This is a genomic window from Comamonas sp. UBA7528 (assembly GCF_002479375.1).
Classification (GTDB): Bacteria; Pseudomonadota; Gammaproteobacteria; order Burkholderiales; family Burkholderiaceae_C; genus Comamonas.
Genome location: NZ_DLMU01000014.1, coordinates 428,375 through 447,243 on the forward strand (window position 1 = coordinate 428,375; position 18,869 = coordinate 447,243).

Annotated in this window: 15 protein-coding genes; 12 read left to right on the plus strand and 3 right to left on the minus strand. The window is 65.8% G+C overall.

What is annotated here, in order from left to right; all coding sequences use genetic code 11:
- Positions 1–19: 19 nt before the first annotated feature.
- Both xdhB and xdhA read right to left on the minus strand, forming a co-directional pair.
- Positions 20–2,362, minus strand: a complete 2,343-nt coding sequence (gene xdhB, locus B3349_RS17615) for a xanthine dehydrogenase molybdopterin binding subunit (RefSeq protein WP_291590682.1) — start codon at positions 2,360–2,362, stop codon at positions 20–22.
- Positions 2,359–3,882 carry a xanthine dehydrogenase small subunit gene (gene xdhA / locus B3349_RS17620; RefSeq protein ID WP_291590684.1) on the minus strand — a complete coding sequence of 508 codons (1,524 nt, stop codon included), beginning with the start codon at positions 3,880–3,882 and terminating at the stop codon, positions 2,359–2,361. Before xdhA ends, xdhB begins: the two co-directional genes overlap by 4 nt.
- Positions 3,883–4,131: 249 nt before the next feature.
- On the opposite strand from xdhA, the gene B3349_RS17625 reads away from it, so the two are divergent.
- The 9 genes from B3349_RS17625 (at position 4,132) to B3349_RS17665 (ending at position 14,698) form a co-directional block, all read left to right on the plus strand.
- A complete protein-coding gene (locus tag B3349_RS17625; protein WP_291590686.1) occupies positions 4,132–4,935 on the plus strand; it encodes a hypothetical protein in 804 nt (267 codons plus the stop codon).
- A 182-nt stretch (positions 4,936–5,117) separates the two neighbouring features.
- Positions 5,118–6,047 (plus strand): LysR family transcriptional regulator, encoded by a 930-nt coding sequence (locus B3349_RS17630; protein ID WP_291590687.1) that lies wholly within the window; start codon positions 5,118–5,120, stop codon positions 6,045–6,047.
- Between the two features lie 79 nt (positions 6,048–6,126).
- Positions 6,127–7,716, plus strand: a complete 1,590-nt coding sequence (locus B3349_RS17635; RefSeq protein WP_291590689.1) for an ABC transporter ATP-binding protein — start codon at positions 6,127–6,129, stop codon at positions 7,714–7,716.
- The gene (locus tag B3349_RS17640) at positions 7,713–8,798 is read left to right on the plus strand and encodes an ABC transporter permease (protein WP_291590691.1); all 1,086 of its coding nucleotides are present in this window, start codon (positions 7,713–7,715) and stop codon (positions 8,796–8,798) included. The genes B3349_RS17635 and B3349_RS17640 overlap by 4 nt, the downstream gene beginning before the upstream one ends.
- Positions 8,798–9,718, plus strand: a complete 921-nt coding sequence (locus B3349_RS17645) for an ABC transporter permease (protein WP_066536647.1) — start codon at positions 8,798–8,800, stop codon at positions 9,716–9,718. The genes B3349_RS17640 and B3349_RS17645 overlap by 1 nt, the downstream gene beginning before the upstream one ends.
- Before the next feature lie 47 nt (positions 9,719–9,765).
- On the plus strand, positions 9,766–10,917 hold the full coding sequence (locus B3349_RS17650; RefSeq protein WP_291590693.1) for a BMP family ABC transporter substrate-binding protein: 1,152 nt from the start codon (positions 9,766–9,768) through the stop codon (positions 10,915–10,917).
- Between the two features lie 289 nt (positions 10,918–11,206).
- Positions 11,207–12,355 (plus strand): BMP family ABC transporter substrate-binding protein, encoded by a 1,149-nt coding sequence (locus B3349_RS17655; RefSeq protein ID WP_291590694.1) that lies wholly within the window; start codon positions 11,207–11,209, stop codon positions 12,353–12,355.
- A 106-nt stretch (positions 12,356–12,461) separates the two neighbouring features.
- Positions 12,462–13,445: an aromatic ring-hydroxylating dioxygenase subunit alpha gene (locus tag B3349_RS17660; RefSeq protein WP_291590695.1), complete on the plus strand. Its 984-nt coding sequence runs from the start codon at positions 12,462–12,464 to the stop codon at positions 13,443–13,445.
- A gap of 203 nt (positions 13,446–13,648) precedes the next feature.
- Positions 13,649–14,698 (plus strand): adenosine deaminase, encoded by a 1,050-nt coding sequence (locus B3349_RS17665; RefSeq protein WP_291590696.1) that lies wholly within the window; start codon positions 13,649–13,651, stop codon positions 14,696–14,698.
- A 98-nt stretch (positions 14,699–14,796) separates the two neighbouring features.
- Here B3349_RS17665 and B3349_RS17670 read toward each other — a convergent pair whose 3' ends face one another.
- A complete protein-coding gene (locus B3349_RS17670; protein ID WP_291590697.1) occupies positions 14,797–15,252 on the minus strand; it encodes an HIT family protein in 456 nt (151 codons plus the stop codon).
- 259 nt (positions 15,253–15,511) lie between these two features.
- On the opposite strand from B3349_RS17670, the gene B3349_RS17675 reads away from it, so the two are divergent.
- From B3349_RS17675 to dcd, 3 genes are all read left to right on the plus strand, one after another.
- The gene (locus tag B3349_RS17675) at positions 15,512–16,642 is read left to right on the plus strand and encodes a BMP family ABC transporter substrate-binding protein (protein WP_291590698.1); all 1,131 of its coding nucleotides are present in this window, start codon (positions 15,512–15,514) and stop codon (positions 16,640–16,642) included.
- Positions 16,643–16,878: 236 nt separating this feature from the next.
- A complete protein-coding gene (guaD, locus tag B3349_RS17680; protein WP_291590699.1) occupies positions 16,879–18,171 on the plus strand; it encodes a guanine deaminase in 1,293 nt (430 codons plus the stop codon).
- Positions 18,172–18,235: 64 nt separating this feature from the next.
- Entirely contained in the window at positions 18,236–18,802 is a 567-nt protein-coding gene (dcd, locus tag B3349_RS17685; protein ID WP_066536613.1) for a dCTP deaminase, read from the plus strand.
- The last annotated feature ends 67 nt before the right edge of the window (positions 18,803–18,869 follow it).

Consider the following 18,869-nt stretch of genomic DNA (forward strand, 5'->3'; position numbering starts at 1 on the left):
TGGGGTGCACGTGCCGCGCTCAGGTGGACCGGGATTGGAGTGCGTTCAGCACATGCTCCGCCGTGGCCGGTGCTTCCAGCTGCACCGGTGCATGGGCATGGCCCTGCTTGGCATGGTGGCTGCCGATGGCGTGGCGCAGCGCCTCGTACACGCTGATGGCCAGCATGAAGGGCGGCTCGCCCACGGCCTTGCTGCCGCCCACGTTGTCCTCGTGGTTGGGTTCCTCGAACAGTTCCACCTTGAAATGGGCTGGCACATCGCCGGTCGCCGGAATCTTGTAGGTGCTGGGCGCATGCGTGGTCAGCTGGCCCTTGTCGTTCCACACCAGCTGCTCGGTGGTCAGCCAGCCCATGCCCTGGATGAAGCCGCCTTCCACCTGGCCGATGTCGATGGCCGGGTTGATGCTGCGACCGGCGTCGTACAGCACGTCGATGGCCAGCACCTTGGATTCGCCGGTCAGCGTGTCGACGGCCACTTCGGTGCAGGCCGCGCCATAGGCAAAGTAGTAGAAGGGTCGGCCGGTCAGCGTGGTCTTGTCGTAATGGATCTTGGGCGTGCGGTAGAAACCATCGCTCCACAGCTGGATGCGGTTGGCATAGGCGGCCTGCACCACGTCGGTGAAGGCGCGCTCGCCCTTGGGCGTGCGGACCACGCCGCCGGCAAAGCCGACGGCGCCCGCGCCGCAGTGGTCCAGCCCGGCCACGAAGGCGGCCAGGTTGTCGCGCACGCTCCGCGCGGCGTACTGGGCGGCACGGCCGTTCAGGTCGGTGCCGCTGCTGGCGGCGGTCGCGCTGGCATTGGGCACCTTGCTGGTGTCGCTGGCGGTCACCTTGACCTGGGCCAGCGGCACGCCCAGCTCGTCGGCCACGATCTGGGCCACCTTGGTGTGCAGGCCCTGTCCCATTTCGGTGCCGCCATGGTTCACCTGCACCGTGCCGTCGGTGTAGACATGGACCAGGGCCCCAGCCTGGTTGAACAGCGTGGCGGTGAAGCTGATGCCGAACTTGACCGGTGTGATGGCAATGCCGCGCTGGATCACGTCGTTGCTTGCATTCCAGTCCGCAATCGCTTCCAGCCTTTGCTGGTAGCGCGCAGACTGCTCCAGCTTGTGGGTGATGGGTAGCAGGATGTTGTCTTCCACCCGCATCTGGTAGTGCGTCACGTCACGGCCGGCGGCGGGGTTCGCGTCGTAGTAATTGCGGCGGCGCACGGCCAGGGCATCCAGGCCCAGGGTACGGGCAATGTCGCCGAGGATGGTTTCGATGACGATCACCCCCTGCGGCCCACCAAACCCGCGAAACGCCGTGTGGCTTTGCGTGTGGAGCTTGCAGCGGTAGGAACTGATGGATACGTCCGACAGGAAATAGGCGTTGTCCGCGTGAAAGATGGCGCGGTCAGCCACGGGGCCGGACAGGTCGGCGGAAAAGCCGCAGTTGGCCAGCATCTCCAGCTGCAGGCCGGTGATGCGGCCCGTATCGTCAAAGCCCACATCCCAGTGGTAGGCAAACGGGTGGCGCTTGCCGGTGACCATGAAGTCGTCGTCCCGGTCCAGCCGCAGCTTGACCGGGGCGTTGAACTTGCGTGCCGCCAGCGTGGCCCACACGGCCAGATGGCCGGACTGGGTCTCCTTGCCGCCAAAGCCGCCGCCCATGCGCCGGCACTGCACGGTGACGGCGTGGTTGCCGATGTCCAGGGCATGGGCCACCCAGTGCTGCACCTCGCCCGGGTGCTGGGTGCTGGAGTAGATCCACCACTGATCCTGCTCCATCGGCAGGGCGTAGGCGATCTGGCCTTCCAGATAGAAATGCTCCTGCCCCCCGACTTCCAGCGCACCTTGCAGCCGGTGACCGGCACGGGCCAGGCCGGCCGCCGCATCGCCACGCTTCACATGTACCGGGGGCAGCACATAGCTTTGGGCCCGGTGGGCGTCGTGCACGTTCAGGAGGGCGGGCAGGGGTGTGATATCGCACTGCACCTTGCGCGCGGCGCGGCGGGCGGCCATCACGCTGTCGGCCACGACCAGGCCGATCACCTGGCCGATATGCTGCACCGTGTCCTGGGCAAAGATGGGCTCGTCATGGCCGAAGGCTGCCAGGATGGGGTCGCCAGGAATGTCGGCGGCCAGCACCACGCCGCGCACCCCGGGCAGGGCCAGGGCAGCGCTGGCATCCACCCCGTGCAGCTGGCCGTGGGCGACCTGACTCAGGATGGGGGCCGCATAGAGCGTGCCGCGCACTTCGGGCACATCGTCCACATACTGGGCTTCGCCCTTCATCTGGGCGACGGCACTTTCGTGGAAGGCGGACTGGCCCACGGCCTGGGCGGTGGCTGCCGTCAGTGCGGCTTCATGGGGGGCGTTCATGGCAGAACCTCCACGGCAATCTGTTCCAGGGTGGTGGCGCGGTGGCCTTGGCTTTCGTTCCAGAAACGCGTCACCAGGCTGGCCAGCAGCTGGCGGCGGTAGGCGCCGCTGGCGCGCATGTCGGAAATCGGGCTGAACTGGGCCTGCAGCGCAGCGGCCGCAGCCTGCGCCGTGGCGGCATTCCAGGGCTGGCCGTGCAGTGCGGCTTCGGCCTGGGTGGCGCGCACCGGGGTGGCGGCCACCCCACCGGCGCCGATCGTGGCTTCGGTGACGATGCCGCCTTGCACGGCCACGCGCAGCACCAGGCAGACCGCGGAAATGTCATCGTCCTGGCGTTTGCTGACCTTGTAGGCGCGCAGCAGGTGCAGGTCTCCCGCCTGTGCCGTGGCCTGGGTGGCGTGCAGGGGCACGTCAATGCGCACCAGCAGCTCGTCCGCCGCCATCACGTTCTGGCGGTAGCCGGTGTACAGGTTTTCCAGCGGCAGGCTGCGTTCGCCCCGCACGCTGGCCAGCACGACCTGGGCGTTCAGTGCGATCAGCAGCGGCATGGAGTCGCCAATGGGCGAGCCATTGGCCACATTGCCGCCCAGCGTGCCGCTGTTGCGCACCGGCAGGCCGGCAAAGCGGGCGGCAAAGCGGTGCAGCTCGGGGTAGTGCTGTTCCAGGGCGGCAAAGGCCTCGGTCAGTGTGGCGGCGGCGCCAATCTGCAGCAGGCCGTCTTGCCGTGTGATCTGGCGCAGGGTGGTCACCCGGGTCAGGTCCAGCACGGCGGGGAAGCGCTTGTGCTGCTTGGTCACCCACAGGCCCACGTCGGTACAGCCCGCCACCACCTGGGCCTGCGGCTGGGCGGCGCGCAGCCGGAGCAGTTCCTGCACATCGGTCGGGGACTGGTAGGCGGAATCACTGTCTGCGGCTGTGCGCGCGCGCTGCAGCTGTTCCAGCTTTTGCAGCACCGCGGACTGGTTCAAGGGGGCCGGGGGCAGATCCCCCATCTGCTGGGCTGCCTCCAGGATGGGGCGGTAGCCGGTGCAGCGGCACAGATTGCCGGACAGTGCCTCCTGCGCCTGGGTGCGGTCCACCGGGGCACCCTGCAGGGTGTGGTTCTCGTACAGACCGAACAGGCTCATCACGAAGCCGGGGGTGCAGAAGCCGCATTGCGAGCCATGGCACTGCACCATGGCCTCTTGCGCCGGGTGCAGCGGGTGGCCGGCTGCATGGGCTATCAGCGGATCGCGGGCCAGGTCTTCCACCGTCCACAGGGCCAGGCCGTCCACGGAGTGCGCCAGGCGGATGCAGCTGTTGATGGCGCGCAGCTGCAGCACCGGGTCTTCCCCGGCCTGCTGCATGCGCTCGCCCAGCACCACGGTGCAGGCACCGCAGTCGCCTTCGCCGCAGCCTTCCTTGGTGCCGGTGCAGTGCAGGTCTTCGCGCAGCACCTCCAGCAGCGTGCGGTCGGGCGGGATGTCGTGCAAGGTGACCGGCTGGCCCCTGCGCAGGAATTGGATGGTGCGGGTGGTCATTTTTTCGGTGGTCCTCGTGGGCATAGGCCGCATAGGAAAGCAGGGTACGCCAGTGCCAGGGCACTTGCATATGTCAGAACGTATGTGCGGCATCCAGGCGTACAGATAGCCAGAGCTTCAAACTTGGGAGCATTGCAAGCAATCCTTGTGCCGTTTTCGATGCGCAAGCAGGGGATATACGTGAACCGCCGGCCGCCCGCGCTTGGTAGACTTGGGAGTGATGACCTGTCTGTGCGTGCCTGCCGCCCCATGAAGCTGCCCTCCTTTTTCCGACGAGCCAAGAACGCCCTGAAGTTCTGGTCCGCCGCTCCTGCTGTGGAGGCTGCAACGTCCCCCATGCCCACATTCGATGTGGAGGAAGCGAAGGAGAGATTGGCCAAGCTGAAGCTGCCTGAAGCCAACGCCCCGCTGCGCATGCATGCGGTGGTCAAGCTCGCGCCGATTCCGCTGCCCCGCGCGGTCCGCTATGAGAGCCAGGTCATCTACACCTTGGCACTGGCGGGCACGGCGCTGCTGGTGTGGGGCGGTTTCCAGGTGCCGGTGGACTGGCTGCTGTGGTATGGCATGGCAGCGCTGCTGGTGTTTGCCGGCCTGTTTCGCATCGAAGGGCCGCTGACCCGGGCCGAGCACAAGGCCCGCAGCATGGAGGTGCGGCTGCGCCATGAAGACTATTTGCAGGCAGAGGCCAGGCTCAAGCAGGTGCTGAGCGAGCGCTTCAACGAGCGCATGGCCGAGTTCCAGACCATGCAGAACCTGTACGAACAGGCCAAGAAGGCGGTCACGACCATCGAGCAGACCAAGGGCAGCAGCTTCCTGAACGCGTTGTCCAACCCCTTCCGTACCGAAAAGACCGAGGCCGAGCTGCTGGCCGACGAGGTGGAGCGGCTGGAGCAGCGCATGGCATCGCTGGTGTCGGAGCTGGAGGATTTCTCCGACATCCACAAGGAAGAGATCGACGCCGCCATCATGGCCCGCCACAATGCGCGCCTGGCGTACTGGCAGGCCAAGCTGGACGAGGCCGTCATGACCGGGGAGGCGGTGCAGCAGCACTGAGGACCCGGCGCAGGCCGCCCTGCGGGTGGCCTGGCATTGCAATTGCATGGCGTACACCCCGCCCGGGGCGGTGGTCCGTGGGCGGGACTTCCCCGGGGCTGCGGGCCTGCGCCGCCCATGCATACTGCGCAGCAGCTTTTACACATCCGTAACCCGTTCCCTTTTTCGCATTTCCAGCTTCCATGCGCGAGCAAGCCCTGTTTGACAAGATTGACCTGCACCTGATCCGTGTGCTGCACACGGTGCTGGTGGAGCGCAATGTCTCGCGGGCGGCGGTGCGCCTGGGCATGTCGCAGCCGGCGGTGTCCACTGCGCTGCGCCGGCTGCGGGAGCTGGCGGGCGATCCGCTGCTGGTGCGTTCCGGCGCGGCCATGCAGCCCACCGATGCGGCGCTGCACATGATCGAGCCTGCGGCCGCTATCCTGCGTGCGGCCGAAGGGCTGTTCTCGCAGGCGCGCAGCTTTGACCCGGCCCAGGCCAGCCGCACGTTCCGCATCGCGGCCAGCGACTACCTGGATCCGTTGTTCCTGCCCCAGCTGGTGGCCTATCTGAAGGCCCAGGCCCCGGGCTGCCCGGTGGAGGTGATGGCGCTCAGCCACGAGGTGCACTACCAGGCCCAACTGGCCCAGGGCGAGGTGGATGTGGTGATCGGTAACTGGCCGGCACCCCCGATGGAGCTGCACCAGAGCCCCCTGTTCGACGACGAGGTGGTGTGTCTGGTCAGCAACCGCCACCCGGCCGTGCGCCGGGGCTGGGACGAGTCCGCCTGGCTGGAGGCCGAGCACATTGCCCCCATGCCCACCTACCCGGGCGCACGGGGCGTGATCGACCTGCAGCTCGAACAGCTGGGCCTGCAGCGCAACATCACGGCGCGCTGCGCCCATTTCAGCCTGATGCCCGACATCGTGGCCGGCAGCCTGCTGGTGCTGACCACCGGCCGCCAGTTCTGTGAGCGCTTTGTGCCGCGGCTGCCGTTGCAGATACTGCCGTGTCCGGTGCCCCTACCACGACTGACGTACTACCAGCTGTGGCATGCCCGCACCCACCATTCGGCAGCGGCCATCTGGCTGCGAGAGGCGGTGAAAGACGTGGCTTTGATGCTCTCCAAATGATAGCGTATAGCCCAGTAGCAGTCAGCGGTTAACCCCAATTCATCCCAGTGACAGAAACAATCTGAGAGAAAATCCCGGCATGAATCCCCCCGATACAACCCCCACGCCCGGTGTCGCACCACCGCGTTTGCAGCTGGTGGGCATTACCAAACGATACCCGGCCGTGGTGGCCAACAGTGGGGTGTCGCTGACGGTGCAGCCAGGCGAAGTGCATGCTGTGCTGGGTGAAAACGGCGCTGGCAAGTCCACGCTGATGAAGATCATCTATGGCACGGTCAAACCCGACGAGGGTGCCGTGCACTTCGACGGCAAACCCGTGTCCATCCGCAACCCGCAGGAAGCGCGGCAACTGGGCATCGCCATGGTGTTCCAGCATTTCAGCCTGTTCGACACGCTCACCGTGGCCGAAAACGTCTGGCTGGGCCTGGACAAGGGCATGCCGCTGGCCGACGTGACGCGCCGCATCACCGAAGTGGGCAGCGAATACGGCATGGACATCGATCCGCTGCGCCCGGTCCACACCCTGTCGGTGGGCGAGATGCAGCGCGTGGAAATCATCCGCGCCCTGCTGACCAACCCGCGCCTGCTGATTCTGGACGAGCCGACTTCGGTGCTGACGCCCCAGGCGGTGGAAAAGCTGTTTGTGGTGCTGAAAAAACTGGCATCCGAAGGCTGCTCCATTCTCTATATCAGCCACAAGCTGCACGAAATCCGTGAGCTGTGCTCCGCCTGCACCGTGCTGCGCGGCGGTGTGGTCACCGGCGTGTGCAACCCGCAGAACGAGAGCAATGCCTCGCTGTCGCGCCTGATGATCGGCTCGGAGCCACCGGCGCTGCAACGCCAGGCGCCAAAGACCGGCGACGTGGTGCTGAAGGTGCAAGGGCTGAGCCTGGGCAAGACCGACCAGTTCGGCGTGGACCTGATCGACATCGGGCTGCAAGTGCGCGCCGGTGAAGTGGTGGGCATTGCCGGCGTGTCCGGCAACGGCCAGAAAGAGCTGCTGTACGCCCTGTCCGGCGAAGACACCCGCGCCGCGCCGGCCATGGTGCAGGTGCTGGGCCAGGACGCAGGCCGCATGGGCCCGCGCCAGCGCCGTGCGCTGGGCCTGCATTTCGTGCCGGAAGAACGCCTGGGCCGGGGCGCTGTCCCCACCATGGGGCTGGCGCACAACCTGCTGCTGACCCGCAGTGACGCCGTCGGCTCCGGCGGCTGGTTGCGCATGGGCCAGTTGCAGGCGCATGCGGCCGATATCATCCGCCGCTTCGGCGTGAAGGCCGGCGGGCCGAATGCAGCGGCCAAGTCGCTGTCGGGCGGCAATCTGCAGAAATTCATCGTGGGCCGCGAGATCGATGCCAAGCCCAGGCTGCTCATCGTCTCCCAGCCCACCTGGGGGGTGGACGTGGGCGCGGCAGCGCAGATCCGGGGGGCGATGCTGGCGCTGCGGGACGCGGGCTGCGCCGTGCTGGTGCTCAGCGAGGAGTTGGACGAATTGTTTGAAATCAGCGACCGCCTGCACGTGGTGGCCAAGGGGCGCCTGAGCCCTTCCGTGGACCGGGCCGATGCCTCGGTGCAGAAGATTGGCGAATGGATGAGCGGCCTGTGGCATGCCGAGGTGCAGCAGCACCTGGCACGCAGCGAGCGCCAGGCCGGGACAGGGGGGCAGGCATGATCAAGCTGGAACAACGTCCCCAGGCTTCGCGCTGGTGGACCTATGGCTCGCCCTTGCTGGCGCTGGCCATCACGGTGCTGATCGGCATCGTCCTGTTCATGTTGTTGGGCAAGGACCCGGTCAAGGGGCTGCAGGCCTTCTTCTGGGAGCCGCTGAAGACCACCTACGCCATGGGTGAGGTGGCCATGAAGGCCACGCCGCTGCTGCTGATCGCGCTGGGCCTGGCGGTGTGCTTCCGCTCCAATGTGTGGAACATCGGCGCCGAAGGACAGTTCGTGATCGGCGCCGTGGCGGCTGGTGGTGTGGCCTTGCTGGCCGACAAGACCACCGGTCCCTGGATTGTTCCGGTGATCCTGCTGGCGGGCGTGCTCGGCGGCATGGTGTGGGCGGGCATCGTGGCCTTGCTGCGCGACAGGTTCAACGCCAACGAAATCCTGGTCAGCCTGATGCTGGTCTATGTGGGCACCCTGGTGCTGGGCTATCTGGTCTATGGTCCCTGGAAGGACCCCATGGGCTACAACTTCCCGCAGAGCAAGATGTTCGAGCGGGTCACGCAGATTCCTAAGCTGATCGAAGGCACGCGCCTGCACATCGGTACGCTGCTGGCCTTGCTCGGCTCGGCCCTGCTGTGGGTCTTCCTGTTCCGTACCAAGCTGGGCTTTGCCCAGCAGGTGGGCGGTCTGGCCCCGGCGGCGGCGCGCTATGCCGGCTTCTCCTCGCGCCGCGCGCTGTGGACGGCGCTGCTGATCTCGGGCGGCTGCGCCGGCCTGGCGGGCGCGCTGGAAGTGGCGGGCCCCATCGGCCAGCTTACCCCGTATGTGCCGGCCGGTTACGGCTTTGCCGCCATCATCGTGGCCTTCGTGGGGCGCCTGCACCCGGTGGGCATGATCTTCTCTGCCATTCTCATGAGCATGTTCTATATCGGTGGTGAGCTGGCGCAGTCGCGTCTGGGCCTGCCCAAGTCTTTGACCGGCGTCTTCCAGGGTCTGCTGCTGTTCACGCTGCTGGCATGCGACACCCTGATCGCCTACCGCCTGCGCTGGGTGTCGGCATCCAAGGGCGCAGCGAAAGGAGGCCAGTGATGGACGCTTACGCACTGCTACTGGGTTCCACACTGAGCGCCGGCACCGTGCTGGCGCTGGCTGCCCTGGGTCTGCTGATCAATGAAAAAGCCGGCATTGTCAACCTGGGGGCCGAAGGCATGATGCTGTGCGCCGCCCTGGCGGGTTTTGCCGCGGTGGTGCACACCGGCAGCACCTGGATCGGCTTTGCCGCCGGCATGGCGGCGGGCGCGCTGCTGGCCGGCCTGTTCGGGGTGCTGGTGATCTGGTTGAACACCAACCAGTACGCCACCGGTCTGGCGCTGAGCCTGTTCGGCACCGGCTTCTCGGCCTTTGCCGGCCAGGCCTATGTGCAGGCCAAGCTGCCCGAGCTGCCGAAGTACGCCATTCCGCTGCTGTCGGACATCCCGGTCATCGGCCCGGCACTGTTCAAGCTGCATCCGCTGGTCTACATCACCGTGTTGCTGGCACTGGCGCTGATCGCTTTCCTGTACCGCTCGCGCGCCGGGCTGGTGCTGCGTGCCGTGGGCGAGTCGCCCGAGTCGGCACACGCCATCGGCTATGCCGTGCGTCCCATCCGTCTGGCGGCCGTGATGGCCGGCGGCGCGCTGTGCGGTCTGGCAGGGGCCTACATCTCCACGGTCTACACCCCGCTGTGGGTCGAAGGCATGGTTGCGGGCCGTGGCTGGATTGCCCTGGCGCTGACCACCTTCGCCACCTGGCGGCCGGCCCGCGTGCTGCTGGGCGCCTACCTGTTCGGCGGCGTGACCATGCTGCAATTCCACCTGCAGGCCACGGGCGTGCAGGTGGCCAGCCAGCTGCTGTCCATGCTGCCTTATCTGGCCACCATCGTGGTGCTGGTTATCATCTCGCGCAATCCGGCCTGGATCCGCGCGAATATGCCGGCTTCCCTCGGCAAGCCGTTCTATCCCGGCTCCTGAGGCCAGATTCCCCTTTTTCACAGAACTCCCACCAGAGGAACACTCGCATGAACGCACTGCGCAAGCGCACTTTGCTCAAGATGATCGGCCTGTCGGCCGTGTCCGTGGCGGCCCTGACGGCCTGCGGCAAGAAGGAAGAAGCACCGGCTGCGGCCGCTGCCCCTGCTGCCCAGGCACCGGCGGCCGACAAGCTGAAGGTCGGTTTCATGTACGTCAGCCCCATCGGCGATGGCGGCTGGACCTTCCAGCACGAGCTGGCGCGCAAGGCGATTCAGGACAAGTTCGGCGACAAGATCGAAACCGCCATGGTGGAAAGCGTGCCCGAATCGGCCGATGCCGAACGCGTGATGCGCGACATGGCCGGCCAGGGCAACAAGCTGATCTTCGCGACCAGCTTCGGCTACCAGGAATTCGTGCAGAAGGCAGCCGCCGATCTGAAGGACGTGAAGTTCGAGCACGCCACCGGCTACAAGCAGGCCGACAACGTCGCCGTGTACGACAGCAAGACCTTCGAAGGTGCCTACCTGGCCGGTCTGGTGGCCGGTGCCATGACCAAGACCAAGACCGTGGGTGTGGTGGCTTCGGTACCCATCCCCGAAGTGGTGCGCAACATCAACAGCTTTGTGCTGGGCGCCCAGGCCATCGATCCCTCGATCAAGGCCAAGGTGGTGTGGGTGAACGAATGGTTCAGCCCGCCCAAGGAATCGGAAGCCGCCACCAGCCTGCTCAACGGCGGTGTGGACGTGATGTACCAGAACACCAATTCGCCCGCCGTGCTCAAGACCGCCGAAGAGCGCGGTGCCTATGCCTTCGGCAAGGACGGCGACATGAGCGCCTTCGCGCCCAAGGCCCACCTGGGCTCGGCCGTGATCAACTGGACGCCTTACTACACCAAGGTGGTGGAAGACACGCTGGCCGGCAACTGGCAGGGTGGCAACTACTGGTGGGGCGTCAAGGAAGGCGCGATGGATCTGGTGAAGATCGCCGACCAGGTGCCCCAGGACATCAAGGACAAGGTCGAAAAGGCCAAGGTCGGCATGAAGGACGGCAGCTTCGCCGTCTGGACCGGTCCCATCAAGGACAACACCGGCAAGGAAGTGCTGGCCGCCGGCCAGGTGGCCGATGACGGCTTCCTGCGTGGCATCAACTTCTACGTCAATGGCGTGGAAGGCAAGGTGCCGGGCGCAGGCGGCAAATAAGCACGGGCCCGCAAGCCCCTGATGCAGGCCTCCTTCGGGAGGCCTTTTGCATGCGGTGCGCAGTCGTCTGCAGCCGGCACCGCGCCATGGTGCGGTTTTTGCATGTGTAACATGCCCGCTGGACGAACGTCGCCTGCAGCGTTGTGCCACAGGCACAGTGCGGCAAGGCGATGGATCGCAGGCAGAATCTGCGCCGGAACTGTGCAAACATAGTGCACCCCGCCGACCGGCACGGGCACTGTGCGTGCGTGTCGCAAATCACCTCTTTTTTCCTCCAGAAGGAATATCCATGACAGACCTGAAGAAACGCTCTTTGTTCAAGATGGCGGCCATGTCCGCTGTGGCAGCGGCCGTGTTGGCTGGCTGCGGCAAGAAGGAAGAGCCGGCACCGGCCGCTCCCGCTGCCGAACCTGCACCCGCCGCCAAGGCCGAGCCGCTGAAGATCGGTTTCGCCTACGTCGGCCCGGTGGGTGACGGCGGCTGGACGTTCGCGCACGACCAGGCCCGCAAGAAGCTGGAAGCCGAATTCGGCGACAAGATCCAGACCTCCTTCGTGGAAAGCGTGCCCGAAGGTCCGGACGCCGAGCGCGTGCTGCGCGACCTGGCCTCTCAGGGCAACAAGATGGTCTTCGGCACCACCTTCGGCTACATGGACAGCATCCAGAAGCTGTCCGGCGACTTCAAGGACGTGAAGTGGGAACACGCCACCGGCTACAAGACCGCCGAGAACGTGCGCACCTATGACAGCCGCACCTACGAAGGTGCCTACCTGGCCGGCATCATCGCCGGCTCGATGACCAAGTCCAACACCCTGGGCATCGTGGGCTCCGTGCCCATCCCCGAAGTGATCCGCAACATCAACAGCTTCACGCTGGGCGCGCAGAGCGTGAACCCCAAGGTCAAGACCAAGGTGGTCTGGGTCAATGAATGGTTCAGCCCCCCCAAGGAAACCGAAGCTGCCACCAGCCTGATCAACGGCGGCGCCGACATCCTGTTCCAGAACACCGATTCGCCCGCCGTGCTGAAGACCGCCGAAGAAAAGGGCATCCGTGCCTTCGGCTGGGATTCGGACATGACCGCCTACGGTCCCAAGGCCCACCTGGGTTCGTCCATCATCAACTGGGCGCCTTACTACTCCAAGGCCGTCAACGACGTGCTGAACAACACCTGGGCCACGGGCAGCAGCTGGTGGGGTGTGAAGGAAGGCGCCATCGATCTGGTGTCCATCGCCGAAGACGTGCCTGCCGAAGCCAAGGCCAAGGTGGAAGAAGTCAAGAAGGGCCTGAAGGAAGGCACGTACGTGATCTGGAAGGGCCCGATCGCTTCCAACGACGGCAAGGAAGTGCTGGCAGCCGACAAGGCCGCCGACGACGCGTTCCTGCAAGGCGTCAACTTCTACGTCAAGGGCGTGGAAGGCAAGGTTCCCGGCGCCAAGTAAGGCGGTATATGCCTGGCGTTATGACGGGTATCAAGCCCGTCAATACTGCTCGGTTATGCAAAGGCTGCCCTCCGGGCAGCCTTTTTGTTTGGAATGATCGCGCCCCATGATGGAAAAAAACCAGTGGCACCCGCTTGCCCTCTCCCACGATGTGATTGATGCTCCCCTGGCCGTGCGGCTGCTGGAGCAGGACCTGGTGCTCTGGCGCGACACCAGCGGTCGCGCACAGGCCTTTGTCGACCGCTGCCCGCACCGCGGCGCACGCCTGTCGCTGGGCCGGGTCAACGAAGGCAACCTGGAGTGCCCCTACCATGGCTGGCAGTTCGCCGACAACGGCCAGTGCGTGAAGGTGCCGGCGGTGCCCGGTTTCACGCCGCCACCGCAGCACTGCGTCAAGTCCTTCAATGTGCAGGAAGCCTATGGCCTGGTCTGGGTGCAGCTGCAAGCGCCGGAAGGCGCCGAGGTGCCGCTGCCGGTGTTCGAGGCGGAGGCCAACGACCAGCTGCGCAAGCTTAACTGCGGCCCGTACGATGTGGCAGCCAGCGCACCACGCATCATCGAGAACTTCCTGGACATGTCGCACTTCGGCTTTGTGCACGAAGGCTGGCTGGGCAGCCGCGATGCCACGGCCATGGCGCCTTACCAGGTGGAACCCACGCCCACCGGCGTCAAGGCCACCGGCTGCAAGGCCGTGCAGCCCCAGTCGAACCTGCATTCCACCAAGCCTGCCGAAGTGGAATACACCTATGAAGTGACGGCACCCTACACCGCGCTGCTGACCAAGATCCCGGAAGAGGGCAGCAGCAAGCAGGGCTGGCACGAAGCCATCGGCCTGTTCATCTGCCCGGTCACGCCCGACACCAGCCGCGTCTGGTTCCGCCTGGCGGTGGCCGACTTCGAGTCCACCGACGACCAACTGCAGCAATTCCAGCACACCATCTTCACGCAGGACCAGCCGGTGCTGGAGTCGCAGCTGCCCAAGCCGTTGCCGCTGGACCCGCGCGCCGAGCTGCATTCGGCCGCCGACCGCATGTCGTCCGCCTACCGCCGCTACCTGAAAGCCAGCGGCGTCAGCTTTGGCGTGTGCTGACCTCCACCACCACGCTCCGGGCCGCCATCGCGGCCTGTGCCACTCCGGGAATGACCGCCTGGCTGCGGAGCGGCTAGCGGACATGGTCCGGCGGCGTACAGGCGGCGATGGCGTACGGTTTTTTGCGCACGGTTCTTGCACCTGCGCCTGGGCGTGCCATATTCGCAGTCTGAGAGCGGCGCGCAGCGCCATAGAGGATTGAAATGCATACTGTGCCCGTCGTGGAAACTTCCCGTCTGCCCCTGTTGCTGCGCGCCATGCCCAAGGCGGAGCTGCACATCCACATCGAGGGCTCGCTCGAGCCCGAGCTGATCTTTGCCCTGGCAGAACGCAATGGCGTGGATCTGCCCTATGCCGATGTGGAAGCGCTGCGTGCCGCCTACGCCTTCACCGACCTGCAGAGTTTTCTGGACATCTACTACGCTGGCGCCAGCGTGCTGCTGCAGGAAGAAGACTTCTACGACATGACCATGGCCTACCTGCGCCGCGCGGTGCAGGACAACGTGGTGCGGGCCGAAATCTTCTTTGACCCGCAGACCCACACCGAACGCGGCGTGGCCATGGGCACCATCATCCACGGCCTGACGCGGGCCTGCCGCGATGCGCATGCGCAATGGGGCATCAGCGCCGAACTGATCCTGAGCTTTCTGCGGCATCTGAGCGAGGAAGACGCCATTGCCACGCTGGAAGCGGCCCTGCCGTTCCGCGACCAGTTCATCGGTGTCGGGCTGGACAGCAGCGAGCTCGGTCACCCGCCCGAAAAGTTCACCCGCGTGTTCGCCCGTGCCAAGCAGCTGGGTCTGCGGCTGGTGGCCCATGCCGGGGAAGAGGGGCCGCCCGCCTATGTGTGGGGTGCGCTCAATGCGCTGGCCGTGGAGCGTATCGACCACGGCGTGCAATCGGAAAAAGACGCTGCACTGATGCAGCACCTGGTCGACCGCGGCATTCCGCTGACCGTGTGCCCGCTGTCCAACCTGAAGCTGTGCGTGGTGGACGACCTGACCCAGCACAATCTGCCGCGCATGCTGGATGCGGGGCTGAAGGTGATGGTCAATTCCGACGATCCGGCCTATTTCGGCGGCTACGTCAACGACAACTATGTGCAGCTGTTTGCCGCCACCGGCATGGGGGCCGAGCACGCCTACCAGCTGGCGCGCAACAGCCTGGAAGCCACGTTCGCCAGCCCGCAGCAGCAGGCCGCCTGGGTGCAGCAGCTCGATGCCTGCTTTGCCCGCTTTGCGAACCGCAACTGACCGCATCTGAGGCGCTGCGCAGCGCTTGCGGCGGGCTGCCCCTGCCACAGCTGCGGGTGTCTGCCGGCAGGACCAGGGGCGGTCGATGCCCCGTGTGATCAGTTCGTCTTCTGCGCCGCCAGGGCTGTGCGCAGCTTCTCGGCATAGGCTTGCAGTGCGGCCATGCCGGGCTCCTTGCGCGGCCAGGTCAGATGCATGCCGTCGTCCACATGGCGCGGCAGCATGTGCAGGTGGAAGTGGAACACCGTCTGCCCGCCGGCTGCCCCGTTGGCCTGGAACAGGGTGATGCCGTCCGGCCCGAAGGCCTGCTCGGCCGCCTGGGCGACGCGCTGGGCGGTCTGCATCACGGCGGCGCATTCGGCCGGCGTCAGTTCCAGCAAGGTGACCGCGTGGCGCTTGGTGGCCACCAGCACATGGCCGGGGTTGACCTGGCCGATGTCCATGAAGGCAATGGTCAGCGCGTCCTCGTAAATGGTGGCAGCGGGAATCTCTCCGGCCACCAGCTTGCAGAAGATGCATTGGCCGGGCGGGGAGGTGTCGATAAACATGGGCATGGAACCGTCTCCGAAGGCATGACAGCGGGGCGCCGCGCGGCACCGGTGCCAGCCGGTGTGCGTTGCGGTCTATGCGCCCCATGCTACGCATGTGTGGTGCGTCGCACCATCCGGGTGAACCGGGCTTGCCAAGCGCCTGCTTCGGGCAATAGCTGTGCCGCAGCAAGGCTCAGGCGATTGGGCCTACAATCCGCGCCTTCGCCCGCTGGACTGCCCCACCGGCTGGCGTTTTCAACTCCGGGCCATGTAGAGGAATACCATGTACAAAAACCTCGCAGCCGCACTTGCGGCCGCTTGCTGTTTGGCCCCTGTCTGGGCTGCATCCCCCACGCCCCCCGCTTCCACTGCGAGCGCGCCTGCCAAGGCGGTGCCGCTGCAACGCCCGGTCAAGGCCGCCTTTGTCTATGTGACGCCCGTGCTGGATGCCGGCTGGACCACCCAGCACGATGCCGGCCGCCGCCAGTTGCAGACCCAGCTGGGCGATCAGGTGCAGACCACGGTGGTGGCCGATGTGGCCGAGGGGCCGGATGCCGAGCGTGTCATCCGCGATCTGGCGGCCAATGGCAACGACATCATCTTCACCACCAGCTTCGGCTATATGGAGCCCACGATGCGTGTGGCGCGCGACTTCCCGCAGGTGAAGTTCGAATCCATCACCGGCTACCAGCGTGCGGCCAATGTGGCCACGGCCAATGCGCGCTATTACGAAGGGCGCTACCTGTCGGGCATTGCCGCAGCGCGCCTGAGCCAGACCGGCGTGGCCGGCTTCGTGGCAGGCTTTCCCATTCCCGAAGTGATCCAGGGCATCAACGCCTTCGTGCTGGGCATGCGCAGCGTCAACCCCAAGGCCCAGGTCAAGGTGGTGTGGCTCAACGCCTGGTTCGACCCACCACGCGAGCGTGAAGCCGCCATGGCACTGATGAACGAAGGCGCCGACGTGCTGTCCTTCCAGGTGGCATCGACCGCGGTGATGGGCGCCGCCCAGGAGCGCGGCAAGATGGCCATCGCTTTCCACAGCGACATGCGCAAGGCCGGGCCCCAGGCCCAGTTGCTGGCCGTGACCCACCAGTGGGGCGGCTACGACACGGCCCGTGTGCGTGCCCTGCAAAAAGGCGAATGGAAAAGCCAGGACACCTGGGGCGGCGTGCGCGAAGGCATGATCCGCGTGGACAGCTTCGGTCCGCGCGTGCCCAAGGACGTGCGCATGGAAGTGCAGCAGCGCCAGGACGAAATGGCCCACGGCAAGCTGCACGCCTTCCGTGCCGGTGCCGCTCCCATTCGCGACAACCTGGGCCAGGTGCGCATTCCGGCCGGCAGCACGCTGCCGGATGCGGACATTCTGCAGATGAACTGGCTGGCCGAAGGCGTGGTCGGACAGTTGCCGCGCTGAGCCCTGCGGCCCCGTGCTGCAGGCCCTGCGATCGTGGGGGGCGCGGGGTGATGGCCTGCCTGCAGGCATGGCATATGCTTGGTGCCATGCCCAAACCGGAGCGTGTGCGGTGTGCGCAGCAAGGACTGCATGGCTGATTGGGCCTGCACGGGTTGCGGCATGTGCACAACAGGCTCCGGTGTGGTGATGGGCGACCCGCTGCACAGGGCAGCGGGTGCCCGTTAAGCTCCCAGCCTATGAAGATCTACCGCAGCGCCTTGCTCCGCTTTGCCTTCGACGGCAGCCCCTTGTATGACAGCGACGGCCTGCTGGCCACCGCGCCCGATGCCCAGGGGCAGGAACGTGTGGTGGCTGCCGGCAGCTGGCAGGCACTGCAGGCGCACTACACCCAAGAAGCCGGTGCGCAGGTACAGCACCTGCCCGGTCGGCTGATCGCTCCGGGCTTTGTGGACATGCACATCCACTATCCGCAGACCGATGTGATCGGCGCCCCTGCCGATGGTCTGCTGCCCTGGCTGGAGCATTACACCTTTCCCCACGAGGCGCGCTTTCATGACCGCGCCTATGCCGACGGCATGGCGGAATTCTTTCTGGACGAGCTGCTGCGCAACGGAGTGACCACCGCGCTGACGTTCGCCACCTCCCACCCCAACTCGGTGGATGCCATCATGACCGCCGCGCAACAGCGCGGCATGCGCATGATTGCCGGCAAGGTGCTGCAGGACCGCCACAGCCCGGACGGCGTGCGCGACGACACCGAGCAGGGGCTGATCGATACCGAAACGCTGATCCAGCGCTGGCATGGCGTGGACCGGCTGGGCTATGCCATCACCCCGCGCTTCGCGCCCACCAGCACGCCCGCCCAGCTGCGGGGCGCTGGGGAGCTGGCGGCCAAATACCGCGATGTGTGGATCCAGTCCCATGTGTCCGAGAACCTGGACGAGATCCGCTGGGTACGTAAGCTTTTCCCCGCTGCGCGCAGCTACCTGGGGGTGTACGACGACTTCGGCCTGATGCGTGAACGCGCGGTCTACGCCCACTGCATCTGGCTGGACGACGAAGACCGCGCGCTGCTGCGCGAAAAGCACACAGCGGCGGCCATCAGCCCCACCAGCAATCTGTTCCTGTCCAGCGGCTACTTCGACTACCAGAAGGCCGATGCGGCGGATTTCCGCTACGGCCTGGCCAGCGATGTGGGTGGCGGCATGAGCTTTTCACCGTTTCGCACCATGCAGGCCGCCTATGTGGTCGGGCGCGAAGGCCATGCCAAGCAGGGTTTCAGCCTCAAGCCCGGCGCACTGTGGTGGCAGCACACGGCCGGTGCCGCGCAGGCGCTGGGCCTGGACGGCGTGATCGGCAATCTGCAGCCGGGCTGCGAGGCGGACTTCGTGGTCCTCCACCCGGCCTGCACGCCGCTGCTGGCGCGCAAGACGGCCCAGGCCGAGACGCTGGACGAGCTGCTGTTTGCCATGATCGTGCTGGGCGATGACCGCCTGATTGAGCAAACCATTGTTTCTCAAGCAAAATAGCGGAATTGCGCTGGTTGTATAGCCGCATGGCGCTATCAAAAATCAAGCGAACAGGATTTTCCCAATGAGCATCAAGAGCGACAAATGGATCCGCACCATGGCGGAGCAGCACGGCATGATCGAGCCCTTCGAGCCCGGCCAAGTGCGCCAGGTCGACGGCAAGAAGATCATCAGCTACGGCACCAGCAGCTACGGTTACGACATCCGCTGCGCGCGTGAATTCAAGGTCTTCACCAACATCCACAGCACCGTGGTGGACCCCAAGAACTTCGACGAGAAGAGCTTTGTCGATTTCGAAGGCGACTACTGCATCATTCCGCCCAATAGCTTTGCGCTGGCCCGCACGGTGGAGTATTTCCGCATTCCCCGCGATGTGCTGACGGTGTGCCTGGGCAAGAGCACCTATGCGCGCTGCGGCATCATCGTCAACGTGACGCCGTTCGAGCCGGAGTGGGAAGGCTATGTGACGCTGGAGTTCTCCAACACCACGCCGCTGCCCGCCAAGATCTATGCCGGTGAAGGCTGCGCCCAGGTGCTGTTCTTCCAGGGCGATGAGCAGTGCGAGACCAGCTACAAGGACCGCAACGGCAAGTACCAGGGCCAGCATGGCGTGACCCTGCCCAAGGCCTGAAGCAGCGGCCGTTGCCCCCCATAAAAAAAGCGCGGACCTCCGCGCTTTTTTTATGGGGAAATGCTGC